This is a genomic window from Microbacterium sp. oral taxon 186 str. F0373 (assembly GCF_000411455.1).
Lineage (GTDB): Bacteria > Actinomycetota > Actinomycetes > Actinomycetales > Microbacteriaceae > Microbacterium.
In genome coordinates this window covers 1,592,121-1,609,063 of sequence record NZ_KE150457.1, presented here as the reverse complement: position 1 = coordinate 1,609,063, position 16,943 = coordinate 1,592,121, and the positions used below count along the sequence as shown (strand labels likewise).

Genomic DNA, 16,943 nt, shown 5'->3' with positions numbered 1-16,943 from the left:
CGGTCGGCGGACAGGCGCGGTCAGCGGGGGGATGCCGCGCGCAGGTAGCCGCGAACGAACTCGTCGAACAGGGCGGTCATGTCCACGGTGGCATCGAGCAGCCACTGCTGCTGGATGCCGTCCATCACGGCGCTGATGAGGCGTGCGCCGGCCTCGGGATCGATGTCGGGCGCGATCTCGCCGGCGCACTGACCCGCGCGCAGGAGCGCTGCCGTGGCCTGGGCGCGCTCCCGATATCGGGTGGCGAAATCGTCGTGCAGCGGATGGTCGGGATCGGCCGCCTCCGCCACGACGGTCGAGTAGAGGGAGGTGAGACCACGGGTCGTCTGGTTGTAGGCGACGACCTTCGCCGCCTGCTCGATGAGGCCGTGTTCGGCGGGCTCCCCCGCCGCGGCGCGCACCCGCTCGTCGCGCTGGCGGAGCACCTCGGCGAACAGCTCCTCCTTCGAGGCGAAGTGGTGCAGAAGCCCCGCCGGCGTCAGCCCGACGCGCTTGGCCACCTCGCGCAGCGAGCCACTCGCCGACCCCGAGCGGCCGAACACGAGCACCGCCTCGTCGACGATCTGCTGCCGCCGCGCCTGCCCCTTCGGGTAGCTCCCCCGCGTCCGCGAGGGAGCCACCCGATCACCGCTGTCTGATGCCACGAGGTTCCTCCCCGGCATCCACGCTACGGCTCAGTGATGCGGACGCCCCCACGACGAGCCGAACACCTGCTGGGCGATCGCCGGCTTCAGGGTGCGCTCCATGGCGTCGTCGACGACGTACCCCTTGAGGGAGTCACCGGTCAGCGCATTGCCGATCGCTGCCATGATCATCGACTGGTCGAGCGAGAGGTAGCGCTTCGCGATGGTGTCGCTCTTCACGGCGACCGCATCGTAGAAGCCGCCGGGACCGTAGGCGCCGAGTTTCCGCTCGATCTTGCGGAGGTTGTCCATGACACCCTTGTGGTCGTACGGCAGGGCGAGGAAGGACGCGTGCGGGGTGACGACGCCGTCGCCGAACGTCGGATCAGGGTTGGTGCCGGTGTGGCAACCGGGCCGGTCGATGTCGACGTCGGTCTTCTCGCGGTCGGAGGTGTAGCCGTCACTGCGCATGCCGGCCAGATCCACGCCGTACTCGGAGTAGCCCCCGAACGGATCGCTCGCCGGCGAGAAGCCCCAATACCCATACTTCGCGTCTTTCAGGCCGTGCTCCTTCTGCACCTCGACCGTGATGGGGTGGTTGAGTCCCCAGGAGCGCGGACCCCACTGCGCCTCCGGGATGAACAGGTCGGGCATGAGCGACTCGAACATGCTGCCGCCCCAACTGGGCACGAACGACATGCCGTCGTAGGAGTACGTGCCCTCGTAGACGTCGACCCCGTCGTAGGCACGGGTCGTCCCGGTGGGCAGCTGCTCCTGCCAGGCCCAATCGCAGCCAGGCGGCATCGTGCGGTGGGTGCCGTAGAGACCCGTCGCGGGAATGGCGCCGTCCGAGATCGCGAGGTAGGTCGCGATGCGGCTCTCACTGACGGTCGTGTCGTAGTGGTGGCAGGTGTAATAGGCCGTCTCGCCGCTGCCGTTGTACATGGGCGCGGCTACCGCGCATCCGTCGCCGGGAGGCGCCTCCCAGAACCCGCCCCGGTTCGTGCCGGCGGGAAGCCCCGAGGCACCGGCCGGATCGAAGAACGCAGAGAAGTCCATCGACCGGTACAGCGCGTCGGCACGATCGTGCAGCGACGGCTCCGCCTCGCGCACGACGCGGAGGGCGGTCGCGAGCCAGCCGTTGTCGACCGTCGACAGGAACGGGTGGATCGTGTCGCCCGATGTCGGGAAGATCGTGAGCTTCGCTCCCGTGGCCGGCGCGTACCAGTTGTAGAACATTCCGCTGCCGGGGTTTCGCTCCATGTGCTCGAGCGTGGTGATGGTCGTCGTCAGCCGCTGTCGGGCATCGTCGGGGGTGATGATGCCGAGGTCGCGGGCCGTCACCGTCGACCAGAGGTAGCCGCCGATGTTCGTGGGCGACGTGTAGCCCGACGCGGATGCCGCATCGAGATCGCCCTCGATGTTGTCGTCGACCAGCCCGGTGTCGGGGTGGGCCATCGCCGCCATCGACGTCCATGTGTCGGTCGCGTAGCGCAGAAGTTCGCGGGCGTCTCGGCCGCCGGAATGACCCGGATGACCCGGATGCCCCGGGCCCGGCGGTGGTGCCGCCGTGGCGGGCGCCGCGGCGGCGATGCCCCCGATCACGAGTGCAGCGATGGCGGCGGATGCCGCGAGGGTGTGCTTCATGGGGTGCTCTCCTCGTCGAAAGCGCTCCGCGGTGTCGGAGCCGCGCAAGAAACCTTACATGTGTGAGGTTTCTGCGCAACCCCCACCAGCGACACCTCCCGCCCGCGAGACACCACCGACGCACCGAGACACCGCTGCGCGCGGCGTTTCTCGGTGCGAGAACGGTTTCTCGCGGACGGAGCGACGAGCGCGGGTCAGGCGGTGCCGTCGTCGAGGTTGTCCGAGAGGATGCCGAGCACGTGCGCCCGCACGACGCGGGCGCGCTCCCCCAGTGCGCTGGCGACGGCATCCACGAACGCCTCCACGAAGGCGGCGTGCGCCACCCGCGATGTGTGGGCCAGCTCCTCGCGGAAGCTCACTCCGGTCGGGGTGATCACGAGCGAACGGTCGGCGAGGTCGGCCAGCGGGCTGGACGCGAAGGAGGTCAGGGCCAGCACGCGCGCGCCGGCGCTGCGCGCGGCCTCCGCGGCCCGCACGCTCGCGGCGTTCGCCCCCGAACCGCTCACGACGACGCACACGTCGGCGGACGACAGCTGACGCGCCGCGATCTGCTGTGCGATGGCGTCCGCGATCACCTCGGCGGGACGGCCGACCGCCGTCAGCCGCATGGCCAGATCGCTCGCGACCGGCGCCGACAGGCCGTTCGCGACGACCAGCAGGCGCGAGGCGCGGGCGACGTCGGCGACCGCGGACGACACATCGTCAGCGCTCATCAGGCTCACCGCCGTGGTCAGCGACTGCGCGGTGCGGGCGAGGGCTGCGCGCAGCTCGCCGAGCGGGCCGTCACCGTGGTCCGCATCGCGCGGCGGCTGCGCGCCGAGTTCCGCCGCCAAGGCGACGCGCAGCTGCGGATAGCCGCGATAGCCGAGCGACTGACAGGCCCGCACGACCGATGACCGGGCGACGCCGGCGCGGTCTGCCAGCTGCTGCGCGGTGAGCTCCACCACCGCGTCGGGCTCGGCGACGATGAGGTCGGCGACCCGCCGCTCGGTGGGCTGCAGGCCGTTGCGCATCGCGGCGATGCGCACCGTCGTCGGCGCGTCAACGGGCACGCGGACCCTCCATGATTCGCCGGCGGAGCGCCCCGCTCGCCGCGTCGATCGCCATCGTGACGACGATCACCACGATGAGCAGCATCCCCACGGTGGACCACTCCCGGTACTGGGTGTAGGACGTCAGCATATCGCCGATGCCGCCGACGCCGATGAGGCCCAGAACGGCCGAGGAGCGCACGTTGATCTCGAACCGGTAGAGCCAGAACGACAGGAACACCGGCTGCGCCTGCGGCCAGACGCCCCACCGCAGCACCTGCGCCGTCGATCCGCCCGCCGCCCGCGCGGCCTCGATGGGCCCGGGCGGGACCGCCTCGACCGCTTCGTAGCCCCATTTTCCGAGCGTGCCGATGCCGTTGACGGCCAACGCGAGCGCACCCGTCAGCGGGGTCAGCCCGGTGACCGAGAGGATGATGATCGCGATGATCAGCTCCGGCACCGCGCGGATCACCGAGAACACGAGCCGCAGCGCGGCCCGCAGCCAGAGGGGTCCGAATCCACGGGCCGCAACGAGGCTGAGCGGCGTCGCCAGCAGGATGCCGAGCACCGTTCCCACCCACGCCATCTCGATGCTCCGCCACGTCTGCCAGAGCGCCTCGGGCAGCTTCGACCACTCCGGCGCGGAGAACATGAGCCACAGGTAGCGGCCGATGTCGGCGGGTAGGTCGGCCAGACGGCTCCACGAGATCTGGACCGACCAGAAGGCGGCGACCACGACGACGGTCACGATGACCGCGGCGATCGCGCGCCACGGCGACCGGCGGCGCGATGGGACCTGCAGGGCGCGCGGCCGGTGTGCGGCGAGCGGGGCGAGGGCGGTCATACGAGCCTCCGTCGGATGGCGTCGCTCACCAGGTCGATCACGACGACCACGACGAGCACTTCGAGGATGATGAGCGAGAGCTGGTCGTAGCGGTAGAAGGTGCGGACGGCGTCGATCAGCAGACCGATGCCGCCGGCGCCGACCAGACCGAGCACCGTGGACGCGCGCACGTTCAGCTCGAAGACGTAGAGGGTCTGCGAGACGAACGCCGGCCACGCGTCGGGCAGGGCGATGGCGCGGTTGATCTGCGCCTGCGTGCCTCCGGCGGCGCGGCCGGCCTCGATGGCCCCGGCATCCTGCGCGTCGATGGACTCGGAGACGAGCTTGACGATGATGCCGATGTTGAAGATCGCGAGCGCGATGATGCCGGGAAGGGCCCCGACGCCGACCATCGCGACGAGCACGGCCGCGTAGACGAGCTCGGGAACCGCACGGATCACGTTCAGCAGCGTCCGCACCGCACCGCGGAAGGCAGGATGCGGGTTGGTGGGCCGTGCCGCCCAGAACGACAGCGGAAGCGAGATGGCGGCGCCCACGACGGTGCCGAGCACCGCCATCTGCAGCGTCTCGACCATCGGCGCGACCGTCCGCGGGAAGAACGACCAGTCGGGGGTGAGCAGCTCGACGATCTTCGTGGCGCCGTTTCGCCAGTTCGCGACGATCGGGGCGATGTCCAGGCCCACTCCGATGCCGGGAAGGCACGTGATCACCGTGATGACGACGACGACCGCGCCCGCGATCCACGCGCCGGCGCGGCGGCGAGGACGCGAGGGAACCACCAGCACGGATGCCGCGGGTGCGACGCTCATCGATCCAGCCGATCGTCGCCGGTCAGCGAGCGTCCGTAGATGTTCTCGAAGTCGGCATCCGTCGCGCGCGCGGCCGGCCCGTCGAAGACGACCTCTCCGGCGCGCATGCCGATGATCCGCGCGCCGTACTGTCGCGCAAGGTCGAGCAGGTGGATATTGACGAGCACCGTGATCCCGAGATCGGCGTTGATCCGCCGCAGGTCGCCCATGACGCCGTGGGCCGTGGGCGGGTCGAGGCTCGCCACCGGCTCGTCGGCGAGGACGATGCGCGGCTGCTGCGCGAGGGCACGCGCGATCGCGACGCGCTGCTGCTGGCCGCCCGACAGCGCGGACGCGCGCTCCCAGACCTTCGAGAGGATGCCGACGCGATCCAGCGCCTCGAACGCGATCTGCCTGTCGCCGTCGCGGTAGGCCCCCACGAGAGTGCGCCAGTACGGCGTGTGCGTCAGGCGCCCGACGAGCACGTTGTTCAGCACGGTCGTACGACCGGCGAGGTTGAACCCCTGGAAGACCATGCCGATCTGCCCGCGGAGCCGCCGCAGACGTCCGCCGCGTGCGGTGTCGACGCGCTGGCCGCCGACCGTCACCGTTCCCTCGGTGACGGGGACGAGACCGTTGATCGTGCGGATGAGCGTGGACTTTCCCGACCCGGACAGCCCGACGATGCAGACCATCTCGCCGGGGGCGATCTCCAGGTCGACGCTGCGCAGGCCCACCGTGCCGTTCGGATAGCGGACGGTGACCCCGTCCAGGCGGATGCCCCAGGGCGCCGAGGCCGCAGCCTCGACGCCCTGGGTGTGGATCAGATCCGTCACTGCAGTCCCAGCTGCTGCGCGGCGCGCGCCACGACGTCGAGCGAAGCGGGGTTGGCGGGTGCGAGCTTGGTGATCGAGTAGATGCTCTTGAGCACCTTCGAGCCCTCGTCGGTGTTGGAGTAGGACTCCAGCGCCTGCGTGATCTTGTCCTGCAGCGCCGGCGACAGCTTCGACGAGACGGCGACGCCGTCGTTGGGGATCGGGTCGCTCAGGGCGAACACGACGACCTTCTGGCCCACGTCGGGGGTGTCCTTCTTCACGAGCGTGCGCGCGTCCCAGAAGCTGAAGCCGACCTCGGCATCCCCCTTGTAGACGGCCATGACCGAGGCGTCGTTGGCGGTGACCGGGATCTTCTGGAACCCGTTGTCGATGTCGATGCCCTTCTCCTTGAGGGCGAGCATCGGGTAGATGTAGCCGGCAGGAGAGCCGGGGCCGAGCACGGCGACCTTCGCGCCGGCGATCTTGGTGATCGCGTCGAGGCCGCTCGGGGTGGCGAGCTTGTCGGTGCCGTTGCAGTAGAGCATCCCGTCCTTGTCGACGGGGGTGTCTGAGCAGTACTTGCTCGGGTTGTTCGTCATGAACTGGGCCGGGTAGGTGATGGCGCCGTTGCGCTCGGTCTGCAGCACGACCTTCGCGCCGTACCGGTCGCTGGCCTGCCACAGCTGCAGCGACGGGAGGAAGCCGATCTGCGCCTGGTCGGCGCCCATCGCCTCGACGGCGGCCTGGTAGTCCTTCGACACGACACCGGTGACGGGGATGCCGAGGGTGGAGCTGAGCATGTCGGTGAGGGGCTTGGCGGTGTCGACGAGTCCGGCCTGGTCCTGCGAGGGGACGAGAGCGAGAACGAGCGAGGTCGGGTCAGCGGCGGGTGCGGCTGAGCCGGAGGCGTCGGAGCTGCCGGAGCAGCCGGCGAGCGCGACGGTGGCGGCGAGCGCCGTCGCGGCGACCGCGGCCAGTCGGAGGCGGGTGATGCGCATGAGGTGTCCTTCGGTGTCGGGTGATGCGTGTGTGCGGGAGGGTCAGCGGGTACGCGCGTGGGCGTGCACCCATTCGGTGAGGGCGGGAAGGAGTTCGGGGAGCGTGGCGGCGTGGAAGTCGGGGGTCGCGGCGGCGTCGGGGTAACCGCCGACCAGCGCCGTGGCATGGCCACGCGCGTGCGCCGGGGCGAGGTCGTTGCGCCAGATGTCGCCGACGGCGAGGACGTCGGCATCCGCATCGAGCGCGTCGAGCAGCGCGGCGAGTCCGTCGGGCTTGCCGGCGTCGACGACGACGCTGTCGAACAGACCGTCCAGCGCGAGCGCCGTCAGCGCCTCCGGGATGCGCACACCGGGAGCGTTCGTGACCAGAATGCGCTCCGCATCGACGGCGGCGAGGAAGGCGGCGAGTCCCTCGGGCGCGAGGACGGGGGCCTCAGCCGAGGCGAGGTGCGCGCGGCTGGCGGCGTACCCACGCGCGAGGTGCTCCGGGGTGGCTCCCGCCGCGAGGGCGCGCAACCGCACGAGGTCGTAGGCGTCGATGGCCTCGTCGCCGTCGGCCAGGCCCGCGGCGATCTCATCGACGAACGACGGCGGCAGCCCGGCCTCGGTCGCGACGCCGCGAGCGTAGGCGTGCACCGGGCCGTCGCCGAGGGCGACGGTACCGTCGAAGTCGAAGATGAGAATGGGACGAGGCACGGATCTCCCTGCGGGGTGAGGAACGCGCCCACGAGAGCTGGACGCTTGGTCCATAGTGAAGGACATGTGTGGACGCAATGACCACGCCAGATGAACAGCAGGTAAAAGATGGCGATGAGCTCGCGCGACTCGACGCCGCCGCACAGCTCGCCGCCGGCGACCCCGCTGCGGCGTTCGCCCTCCTCCCCTGGCTCGGCGCCTCGATCTCCGCCGACGCCGCCGCGGGTCGATTCGACGCGTGGGGGCTGTCGACGGTCATCGATGAGAACACCGGGACGGCGGTCGTCCCGGCATCCGTCTTCGCGGCACTCCACGACCGCGCCGGCATCACCGCCCGCTTCCCCGTCGGCAACGCGGGCCTGCTGCACGTCTACGGGTACCTGCTGTCGACCACGCCCACGCCCTACGGTCTCAAGCGCGCACGCTGGCTCGACGGACACCTCGCCCAGGCGTACGGCCTGACGGCCGAGGCCTTCCTGCCGTGGGCGCTGCCGACGGGCGAGACCCTCCTGGCGCGGGTGACGGATGCCGCCGACGGGCTCCTGTCGCGAGCCCCGGTGCGACGTCAACAGCTGGCAGACGCCGAGGCGATCATCGCGATCGGGCGCGCGGCGGCATCCGGGGATGCCGCCCTCGCCTACGCTCTGGTCGGCGGCGGCAAGCGCCGACTCATCACGACGTTCCCCGTCGCCTCGCCCACGGCCGTCCTCGACGAGGTGGATGCGACCACCCCGCGCCTGCGCTGGAACGCCGTCGCCTGAGCGCCGCGCGCACCCGCGCCCCGGTCAGTCCCGCGGCGCGTGCGCCTCGAGGAACTCGTACAGATCGGTCGTGTCGACGCCGGGGAACGCGCCGGTCGGCAGGGTCGCCAGCAGCGTCCGGGGCGTGCGCACATTCGGCCACGCCTGATCGCGCCACTGCGACTCCAGCTCGGCGGGAGCGCGCCGGCAGCACACCTCGACCGAGTGACGGGAGACGCTGCGGTTGGTGGTCTCGCGCCCGACGAACCACTTCGTGTCGTCGAAGCGCACACCCACTGACACCGAGTGCGCGCCCTCGCTCGAGGTCTCCACGCGGGCCGTGCACCAGAACGTGCCGTTGCCGGTGTCGGTGTACTGGTAGTACGGGTTGAACTTGTCGGGAATGTCGAACACGGCGCGGCTCGTCCAACGCCGACAGCACAGCTGCCCCTCGATCGAGCCGAGCCGATCGGCCGGGAAGTTCACGTCGTCGTTCTCGTACGCCTTCGTGATGGTGCCCGACTCGTGCACCTTCAAGAAGTGCACCGGGATGCCGAGATGCCGCGTCGCCAGATTGGTGAAGCGGTGCGCCGCGGTCTCGTACGACACCGAGTACGCATCGCGGAGGTCTTCGATCGACAGCGCGCGCCGCGACTTCGCGTCGTGCAGCACCGGGACGGCGTGATCTTCAGGGATCAGGAGAGCCCCGGTCAGGTAGTTCGTCTCCACCCGCTGACGCAGGAACTCGGCGTAGGAGCGCGGCTCGGCGTGCCCGAGGATGCGGCTGGCGAGCGCCTGCAGCACCGCGGTGCGGGAGTCCCCCTTCGCGGGCACCGTGCTCGACAGGTACAGCCGGCCGTGCTTGATGTCGGCGACCGAGCGCGTCGAGGCCGGCAGATCGGCGACATAGTGGAGGGAGAATCCCAGGTGAGCGGCGATATCTGATGCCGTGCGCTGCGTGAGCGGCCCGCCCGGGTGGTCGACGGCGCGAAGGATGGCGCGGGCGTGCTCCTCGAGCTCGGCGAAGTAGTTGTCCTGGCGACGCATGAGGTGGCGCAGCTCGACGTTCGCCCGACGCGCCTCCTCGGGAGTAGCGGAGCGCTCGTCGCCGAGTCGCTCGATCTCGCCCTGCAGCGCGAGCAGCGCGCGCAGCGCGTCGTCGGGCAGAGACTTGCCGATGCGGAACGGCTCGATGCCGAGGGCGCGGAACGTCGAGCCCTTCATGGCGCGCTCGAGCGCGATCTCGAGCGTGGCGCGCTCGTCGAGTGGCTCGGCCTCGAGCAGCTGATCGACCGTGGCACCGAGCGCCTTCGCAATGGCACGGAGGAGCGTGAGTTTGGGTTCGCGCTTTCCCGTCTCGATCATCGACAGCTGACTCGGAGCCCGTTCGACCGCCGCGGCGAGCTCATCGAGGGTCATCCCGCGCGCGCTGCGCAGCTGGCGGATGCGCCGGCCGATCGTGAGCGCATCAGCCTCCTCCTCTGACGCTCTCGTGGCCGCCGCCGAGGGAACATCGATGTTCGTCATGTCCGGGATTGTGTCACAGAACGTGAAGTTTGATCAATCTTCACAGTGGTATTGGTTACTTCTGGCCTCGAACTTCACCCAAAGTGGAGACACGAGCCACCGCCGGCACCGCCCCGGCATCCGATGAAGGAGAGCACCATGACGATCCAGGCCACCCCCGGTCAGCCGCCCCTCCGCGCCGGCGACCAGACGCAGACCGCCGCCGAGCTGCAGGAGATCTGGGACACCGACCCCCGCTGGGACGGTGTGCAGCGCACGTACACCGCCCAGGACGTCATCCGCCTGCGCGGCAGCGTCCGCGAGGAGAACACCCTCGCCCGCCGCGGCGCGGAGAACCTCTGGAACCTCCTGCACACCGAGGACTACATCCGCGCGCTGGGCGCCTACACCGGCGGCCAGGCCGTGCAGCAGGTCCGTGCGGGCCTGAAGGCCATTTACCTCTCGGGGTGGCAGGTCGCCGCCGACGGCAACCTCGCCGGCCAGACCTACCCCGACCAGAGCCTCTACCCGGCCAACTCGGTTCCCGCCGTCGTCCGCCGCATCAACAACGCCCTGATCCGCCAGGACCAGATCGAGCACGCGGAAGGCACGCTCACGCAGGACTGGCTGGCGCCCATCGTCGCGGATGCCGAGGCGGGCTTCGGCGGCCCTCTCAACGCGTACGAGCTGGCGCAGTCGCTCATCCAGTCGGGTGCCGCGGGCATCCACTGGGAAGACCAGCTCGCCAGCGAGAAGAAGTGCGGCCACCTCGGCGGCAAGGTGCTGGTGCCCACGCAGCAGCACATCCGCACCCTGAACGCGGCTCGGCTCGCCGCCGACGTCGCCGGCGTGCCGACCGTCATCATCGCCCGCACCGACGCGCTGGCGGCCGACCTGCTCACCAGCGACGTCGACCCGCGCGACCAGGAGTTCACGACCGGCGAGCGCACGAGCGAGGGCTTCTACCGGGTGCGCCCGGGCCTGGAGGCGGTGATCAGCCGCGGCCTCGCGTTCGCGCCCTACGCCGACCTGCTGTGGGTGGAGACCGGAGAGCCCGACATCGAGCTGGCCCGCGCGTTCGCGAGCGCGATCCACGAGCAGTTCCCCGGCAAGATGCTCGCCTACAACTGCTCGCCGAGCTTCAACTGGAAGCGTCACCTCAGCGACGAGCAGATCGCGACCTTCCAGCAGGAGCTGGCCGACCTCGGCTACAAGTTCCAGTTCATCACGCTGGCCGGCTTCCACGCCCTCAACTACTCGATGTTCGATCTCGCCTCCGGCTACGCCGAGCGCGCCATGAGCGCGTACGTCGAGCTGCAGGAAGCCGAGTTCGCTGCGGAGTCCCGCGGCTACACCGCCACCAAGCACCAGCGCGAGGCGGGCACCGGCTACTTCGACTTCGTTTCCACGGCGCTCAACCCCGACAGCGCGACCCTGGCTCTGGTGGGATCCACTGAGGCCGAACAGTTCCACTGAGCACCACCCCGCGACCCACCGACACAGAAAGAGCAGGGCCATGACTCCCACCGCCACGGGCACCGCGCCCGCATCGACCATCACCATCACCGGACCGATCCGCGACCGCTACGAGGAGATCCTCACCCCCGCGGCCATCGCGTTCCTCGCCGAGCTGCACGTCCGCTTCGCCGGCCGCCGTCACGACCGCCTCGCCGACCGGATGCGGCGCCGTTTCGAGATCGGCAACGGGCACGACCCGCAGTTCCGCTCCGACACGGCCCACATCCGCGAGGATGCCGAGTGGCAGGTCGCCGGGGCGGGTCCGGGCCTGGAGGATCGCCGCGTCGAGATCACCGGCCCCACCGACCCGAAGATGACGATCAACGCGCTCAACTCGGGCGCGAAGGTGTGGCTGGCCGACCAGGAGGATGCCACGAGCCCCACCTGGCGGAACGTCATCGAAGGTCAGCTCTCCCTGTTCGACGCGATCCGCGGACAGCTGTCGTACACGAGCCCCGAGGGCAAGGAGTACCGCGTCACCGCCGAGCAGACCCCCACGATCGTGATGCGTCCCCGCGGCTGGCACCTGGTCGAGAAGCACATCCGCTACACCGACCGTGCCGGGCGCGACCTCGCGGCATCCGGCTCACTCGTGGACTACGGCCTGTACTTCTTCCACAACGCGCAGCGTCTGATCGACAACGGCGTGGGCCCCTACTTCTACCTGCCGAAGATCGAGTCGGCGGAGGAGGCGAAGCTGTGGGACGACGTCTTCACCTTCAGTGAGAACCACCTCGGCATCCCGCACGGCACCATCCGCGCGACGGTGCTCATCGAGACGCTGCCGGCGGCGTTCGAGATGGAGGAGATCCTGTTCGAGCTGCGCGACCACATCGCGGGTCTGAACGCGGGCCGCTGGGACTACATCTTCTCGATGATCAAGAACTACCGCGGCCGCGGCGCGCGGTTCGTGCTGCCCGACCGCAGCCAGGTCACGATGACGGTGCCGTTCATGCGGGCCTACACGGAGCTGCTCGTGAAGACGTGCCACAAGCGCGGAGCCTTCGCGATCGGCGGCATGAGCGCCTTCATCCCCAACCGACGCGACCCCGAGGTGACGGCGCAGGCGTTCGAAAAGGTCGCCGCCGACAAGAAGCGCGAGGCCGGCGACGGCTTCGACGGGACCTGGGTGGCTCACCCCGACCTGATCCCGGTGGCCCAGGCGGAGTTCGACGCGGTGCTCGGCGAGCGTCCGAACCAGATCGACCGCCAGCGCCCGGAGGTGAACGTCCAGGCGTCGCAGCTCATCGACGTGCACATCGGGCTGCCGGTCACGGCGGCGGGCGTGTACGGCAACGTGTCAGTGGCGATCCGCTACATCGAGGCGTGGCTGCGGGGTCTCGGCGCCGTCGCGATCGACAACCTCATGGAGGATGCCGCGACCGCCGAGATCAGCCGCAGCCAGGTGTGGCAGTGGATCCACCAGGACCGCACGACGGACGACGGCACGCGCATCACGCGCGAGTACATCGAGGGCCTCATCGCGCAGGTCCTGGCCGAGGTGCCGCGCCAGGACGGCGACCGCTTCGACGACGCGGCGGCGATCTTCCGCGACGTCGCCCTCGGTGAGGACTTCCCGACGTTCCTGACGCTCGGGGCCTACGCCGACTACCTGACCGACTGACGCTCCGCGTCGCACAGTGGGGGTGGATGCCGCGGCATCCACCCCCACTTTCGCGCGCTGCGGGAAGGACGTTGACAGAGTTGGCTAATGTCATTAGCTTTATGGCTATGACAACCACACCGTCTCCTTCAGCTGCCTTCGCCCGGCTGGATGTCCATCACCTCGATCGGCCGGAAGGCCGCATCGCGTACCGCGTGACCGGTGACGGTCCGCTCGTGGTGTGCGTCCCCGGCATGGGCGAGATCGCCGCGAGCTACCGCTACACGGTGCCCGCTCTGCGTGAGGCCGGCTTCCGCGTCGCCGTCATGGACCTGCGCGGTCATGGTGAGTCGGATGCCACGTTCTCGGCGTACGACGACGTCGCGGCCGGCACCGACATCCTCGCGCTCATCGCACACCTCGGCGGCCCCGCCGTCGTCATCGGCAACTCGATGGCCGCCGGGGCGGCCGTCTGGGCGGCCGCCGAAGAGTCCGACGCCGTCAGCGGGCTGTGCCTGCTCGGCCCGTTCGTCCGCAACGCGCCGACCAACCCGTTCGCCGCCGCAACGTTCCGCCTGCTGATGCTCCGGCCGTGGGCCCGCGCGGCCTGGCTCGCCTACCTGCCCCAGCTCTCCCCCGGCAGCCGGCCCGCCGACTTCGCGGAGCACCGCGCAGCGATCCGCGACGCGATGCGCCGCCCGGGCGCCGCCGCCGCATTCGCGCGCACGACGCGCACCGACCACAGCCTCGCCGAGAAGCGGATCCCCGAGGTGTCGGCACCGGCGCTGGTCATCATGGGCACGGCCGACCCCGACTTCAGCGACCCGAGCGGCGAAGCGGCCTGGATCGGCGAGCACCTGCGCGCCCGCGTGGTGCTCGTGGAGGGCGCCGGGCACTACCCGCAGGCCGAGTACCCCGAGCAGGTCGGTCCCGCCCTGGTCGCGTTCTGTCGCGAGGTGGCCGGTGCCTAGGGCCGGCCTCACCCGCGATGCCGTGGTGACGCTGGCGTTGGAGACGATCGACGAGCTCGGCGTCGACGGCCTCACCCTCGCCGAGATCGCCGGCCGTGCCGGGGTGAAGGTGCCGAGCCTCTACAAGCACATCGCCTCGCTCGAGGTGCTGCGCTCGGCCGCGGCCACCGAGGCGACGCATGAGCTCGCGCGGGAGCTGCGGGCCGCGGCTGTCGGCGTGTCCCGGACGGCGGCACTGGACAGTCTTGCGCACGCCTATCGGGGGTACGCGTTGCGGCATCCAGGACGGTATGCGGCCACCCAGCGCGCACCCCTGCCCGGTGAGGCGCGCGAGGAGGCGCATGCCGCCGCCGCGACGGAGGTGCAGCAGGTCGTCTCGGCGACGCTGCGCGGCTACGACATCGCCGACGACCAGCTGATCGACGCCACACGTGCTCTGCGCGCCGCCCTGCACGGGTTCTGCGCACTCGAGAACGGTGGCGGCTTCGCCCTTCCGGTCAGCATGTCGCAGAGCTTCGCCAGGATGATCGCCGGCCTCGACCGCATGCTGTCGACCTGGCCGAGCTGACGCTCACTCCCGACCGGGATCGATTGGTGCGAAGCGGCGCAGACCGCCACCCGTCGTGAGGCGGGATGCCGCGAGCGAGCCCGCGACCGCGAGGAAGATCGGCAGCAGCAGGGTGAAACCCGTCCCGGTGAACTCGATGATCAGCGCGATCGCCGTGAAGGGCGCGCGCATGTTGGCGGCAAGGAACGCCCCCGCCGCGACGATGGCCAGTGCCGTGCCGTCGGCACCGGGCCAGATGAACGCCCACCCGGCCGCGGCCGCAGCGCCCAGCGCCGCGCCGATCGCCACCGACGGCTGCAGTGTGCCGCCGATCGCACCGGACCCGAGCGAGACCGACGTGGCCACGTACTTCATCACGGCCAGCGCCAGCAGCAGGTAGGCGGGCTGAGCGAGATCGAAGCCGGCGGTCGCGAGGGCGCGTCCGTTGCCGAGGATGAGCGGGAAGAACGCGCCGAGCACGCCGACCGCGGCGAACGTGAGGGGCAGGACGATCAGCAGCTTCCACCCGGTGGGGCGGCGCCGCGACAGGCGGGCGGTGACCGCGGAGAAGCTCGTCGCCCCCCAGCCCATCAGAGGCCCGATCAACACGGCGGCGACGAGAAGGGACGGCGTGACGGCGACGGGCGCGACGTGGTACAGCGCGTCGTCGGCGACGAGAGGACGAGCGACGACTGTGGCGATCGCACTCACCGAGAGGGCGACGACGGCGGCGCCCGCGCTGAAGCGCGCGAGGAGGATCTCGATCGCGAACAGCGCCCCGGCCAGCGGCACGTTGTAGACAGCGGCCAGGCCCGCGCCGGCGGCGGAGGCGACGAGGATCATCGACCAGCGTGCGTCGATGCGGAACCAGCCGACGAGCTTCGAGCCCGCCATCGCCGACAGCTCTCGAGGCGCCACCTCTTTGCCGATCGAGGCGCCGAGGCCGACAGAGGTCACCTGGATCACGGTGTCGGCAAGGGTTTCCAGTGCCGGCATCCGCTTTCCGGCAACTCCTTCTTCGACGCTCGCGATGCGCCGCCCGAACCGGCGGAGCAGGTACCAGCCGAGGGCCGCGATCACGCCGGCGGCGCTCAGGCTGACGATCGGCAGCCACCAGGGCGATGGCAGGGCGAGCCCATCGAGGAACGGCCCCTCGGCGCTTCCCCAGACCAGGTGCTCCACGGAGTGGACGATCCAGACGAGCAGCAGTACCGCCAGGCCCGTCGCGATGCCGACGCAGAGGGTGGCAAGGCCCAGACGCACCAGCCCCCACAGACCGGAGAGGCGGCGAGGCGGGCGAGCGCGGGCGTCTCCGGTCACGTCGTCACGTTAGCGCACGCCGAGAGTCGTTCCGTGCGAGCGCGGTCCGTGCCGCCGGCGGCCGGGACCACTACGCTTTTGCCTGTGACCGAACGCGCTCCCCTGTCCCGCAAGCTGTCCGCCATCGCCGAGTCCGCGACCCTCAAGGTCGATGCGAAGGCGAAGGCCCTGCAGGCGGCCGGCCGCCCCGTGATCTCCTATGCGGCCGGCGAGCCCGACTTCGCGACGCCGCAGTTCATCGTGGATGCCGCCGCGCACGCCCTCCACGACCCCGCGAACTACCGCTACACGCCCGCCGCTGGCCTCCCCGTGCTGCGCGAGGCGATCGCCGCGAAGACACTGCGCGACTCGGGCCTGGAGGTCACCGCGTCGCAGATCATCGTCACCAACGGTGGCAAGCAGGCCGTCTACCAGGCCTTCCAAGCCGTCGTGAACCCCGGCGACGAGGTGCTGCTGCCGGCGCCGTACTGGACCACCTACCCCGAGGCGATCGCGCTGGCCGACGGCGTCCCGGTCGAGGTCTTCGCCGGCGCCGACCAGGACTACAAGGTCACCGTGGACCAGCTCGAGGCCGCCCGCACCGACAGGACGACGGTGCTCGTGTTCGTGTCGCCCTCCAACCCGACCGGCTCGGTCTACACGCCGGAGGAGACGAAGGCGATCGGCGAGTGGGCGCTTGCGCACGGCATTTGGGTGGTCAGCGACGAGATCTATCAGAACCTCGTCTACGAAGGCGCACGGGCCGTGTCGATCGTCGACGCAGTGCCGGAGCTCGCCGGACAGACGATCCTGGTCAACGGCGTCGCCAAGACCTACGCGATGACCGGCTGGCGGGTGGGCTGGATGGTCGGCCCGGCCGATGCGATCAAGCTCGCCGGCAACCTCCAGTCGCACCTGAGCTCGAACGTCAACAACGTCGCTCAGCGCGCGGCGCTGGCCGCCCTCACCGGACCGCAGACCGAAGCCGAGGAGATGCGTCAGGCCTTCGACCGTCGGCGCCGGCTGATCGTGTCGGAGCTCGCCAAGATCCCGGGCGTGACGGTGCCCAACCCGCTCGGCGCGTTCTACGTCTATCCCGACGTCACCGGCCTCCTCGGACGGGAGTGGAATGGCACCCGGGTCGACACTTCGCTCGAGCTCGCCGACCTCATCCTCGACCAGGCCGAGGTCGCGGTCGTTCCCGGCGAGGCATTCGGCCCGTCGGGATACCTGCGGCTGTCCTACGCGCTCGGCGACGACCAGCTGCTGGAGGGCGTCCAGCGCCTGCAGAAGCTGTTCGGCACCGACTGATCCGAC

16 protein-coding genes are annotated in these 16,943 nt (G+C 70.4%); 6 read left to right on the top strand and 10 right to left on the bottom strand.

The genetic code is table 11. The annotated features are described in order from the left end of the window. Positions 1–20 precede the first annotated feature (20 nt). The 8 genes from HMPREF1529_RS07520 to HMPREF1529_RS07485 form a co-directional block, all read right to left on the bottom strand. Positions 21–644: a TetR/AcrR family transcriptional regulator gene (locus tag HMPREF1529_RS07520; RefSeq protein ID WP_005049954.1), complete on the bottom strand. Its 624-nt coding sequence runs from the start codon at positions 642–644 to the stop codon at positions 21–23. Between the two features lie 30 nt (positions 645–674). Then, positions 675–2,270, bottom strand: coding sequence for a glucoamylase family protein (locus HMPREF1529_RS07515; protein ID WP_016464360.1), 1,596 nt, complete (start codon positions 2,268–2,270; stop codon positions 675–677). Between the two features lie 194 nt (positions 2,271–2,464). Beyond that, the gene (locus tag HMPREF1529_RS07510; protein ID WP_005049948.1) at positions 2,465–3,322 is read right to left on the bottom strand and encodes a MurR/RpiR family transcriptional regulator; all 858 of its coding nucleotides are present in this window, start codon (positions 3,320–3,322) and stop codon (positions 2,465–2,467) included. Then, entirely contained in the window at positions 3,312–4,145 is an 834-nt protein-coding gene (gene phnE, locus HMPREF1529_RS07505) for a phosphonate ABC transporter, permease protein PhnE (RefSeq protein WP_016464359.1), read from the bottom strand. The genes HMPREF1529_RS07510 and phnE (HMPREF1529_RS07505) overlap by 11 nt, the downstream gene beginning before the upstream one ends. Next, positions 4,142–4,954: a phosphonate ABC transporter, permease protein PhnE gene (gene phnE / locus HMPREF1529_RS07500; protein WP_005049942.1), complete on the bottom strand. Its 813-nt coding sequence runs from the start codon at positions 4,952–4,954 to the stop codon at positions 4,142–4,144. The genes phnE (HMPREF1529_RS07505) and phnE (HMPREF1529_RS07500) overlap by 4 nt, the downstream gene beginning before the upstream one ends. Beyond that, positions 4,951–5,769, bottom strand: a complete 819-nt coding sequence (phnC, locus tag HMPREF1529_RS07495; protein WP_005049940.1) for a phosphonate ABC transporter ATP-binding protein — start codon at positions 5,767–5,769, stop codon at positions 4,951–4,953. Before phnC ends, phnE (HMPREF1529_RS07500) begins: the two co-directional genes overlap by 4 nt. Continuing rightward, a complete protein-coding gene (gene phnD, locus HMPREF1529_RS07490; RefSeq protein WP_005049938.1) occupies positions 5,766–6,746 on the bottom strand; it encodes a phosphate/phosphite/phosphonate ABC transporter substrate-binding protein in 981 nt (326 codons plus the stop codon). The genes phnC and phnD overlap by 4 nt, the downstream gene beginning before the upstream one ends. Positions 6,747–6,788: 42 nt before the next feature. Beyond that, positions 6,789–7,442 (bottom strand): hypothetical protein, encoded by a 654-nt coding sequence (locus HMPREF1529_RS07485; RefSeq protein ID WP_005049936.1) that lies wholly within the window; start codon positions 7,440–7,442, stop codon positions 6,789–6,791. Positions 7,443–7,519: 77 nt separating this feature from the next. Between HMPREF1529_RS07485 and HMPREF1529_RS07480 the strand changes: the two genes are divergently transcribed. Then, positions 7,520–8,203, top strand: a complete 684-nt coding sequence (locus tag HMPREF1529_RS07480; RefSeq protein ID WP_232212079.1) for an amino acid deaminase — start codon at positions 7,520–7,522, stop codon at positions 8,201–8,203. A gap of 24 nt (positions 8,204–8,227) precedes the next feature. Here the strand turns inward: HMPREF1529_RS07480 and HMPREF1529_RS07475 are convergent, their stop codons facing one another. Further along, positions 8,228–9,709, bottom strand: coding sequence for a helix-turn-helix transcriptional regulator (locus HMPREF1529_RS07475; protein ID WP_016464357.1), 1,482 nt, complete (start codon positions 9,707–9,709; stop codon positions 8,228–8,230). Positions 9,710–9,847: 138 nt separating this feature from the next. Between HMPREF1529_RS07475 and aceA the strand changes: the two genes are divergently transcribed. The 4 genes from aceA to HMPREF1529_RS07455 all read left to right on the top strand — a co-directional run bounded on the left by aceA (position 9,848) and on the right by HMPREF1529_RS07455 (position 14,348). Continuing rightward, positions 9,848–11,164: an isocitrate lyase gene (gene aceA, locus HMPREF1529_RS07470; RefSeq protein ID WP_016464356.1), complete on the top strand. Its 1,317-nt coding sequence runs from the start codon at positions 9,848–9,850 to the stop codon at positions 11,162–11,164. Between the two features lie 40 nt (positions 11,165–11,204). Then, on the top strand, positions 11,205–12,830 hold the full coding sequence (gene aceB, locus HMPREF1529_RS07465; protein ID WP_016464355.1) for a malate synthase A: 1,626 nt from the start codon (positions 11,205–11,207) through the stop codon (positions 12,828–12,830). 107 nt (positions 12,831–12,937) lie between these two features. Further along, complete coding sequence (locus tag HMPREF1529_RS07460; protein WP_051120825.1) at positions 12,938–13,780, top strand: alpha/beta fold hydrolase; 843 nt, start codon at positions 12,938–12,940, stop codon at positions 13,778–13,780. After that, a complete protein-coding gene (locus HMPREF1529_RS07455; protein ID WP_016464353.1) occupies positions 13,773–14,348 on the top strand; it encodes a TetR/AcrR family transcriptional regulator in 576 nt (191 codons plus the stop codon). Before HMPREF1529_RS07460 ends, HMPREF1529_RS07455 begins: the two co-directional genes overlap by 8 nt. A gap of 3 nt (positions 14,349–14,351) precedes the next feature. Here the strand turns inward: HMPREF1529_RS07455 and HMPREF1529_RS07450 are convergent, their stop codons facing one another. Further along, entirely contained in the window at positions 14,352–15,647 is a 1,296-nt protein-coding gene (locus tag HMPREF1529_RS07450; RefSeq protein WP_005049921.1) for a chloride channel protein, read from the bottom strand. An 84-nt stretch (positions 15,648–15,731) separates the two neighbouring features. Here HMPREF1529_RS07450 and HMPREF1529_RS07445 point away from each other — a divergent pair, with 84 nt between their 5' ends. Further along, the gene (locus HMPREF1529_RS07445) at positions 15,732–16,937 is read left to right on the top strand and encodes a pyridoxal phosphate-dependent aminotransferase (RefSeq protein WP_198013029.1); all 1,206 of its coding nucleotides are present in this window, start codon (positions 15,732–15,734) and stop codon (positions 16,935–16,937) included. The last annotated feature ends 6 nt before the right edge of the window (positions 16,938–16,943 follow it).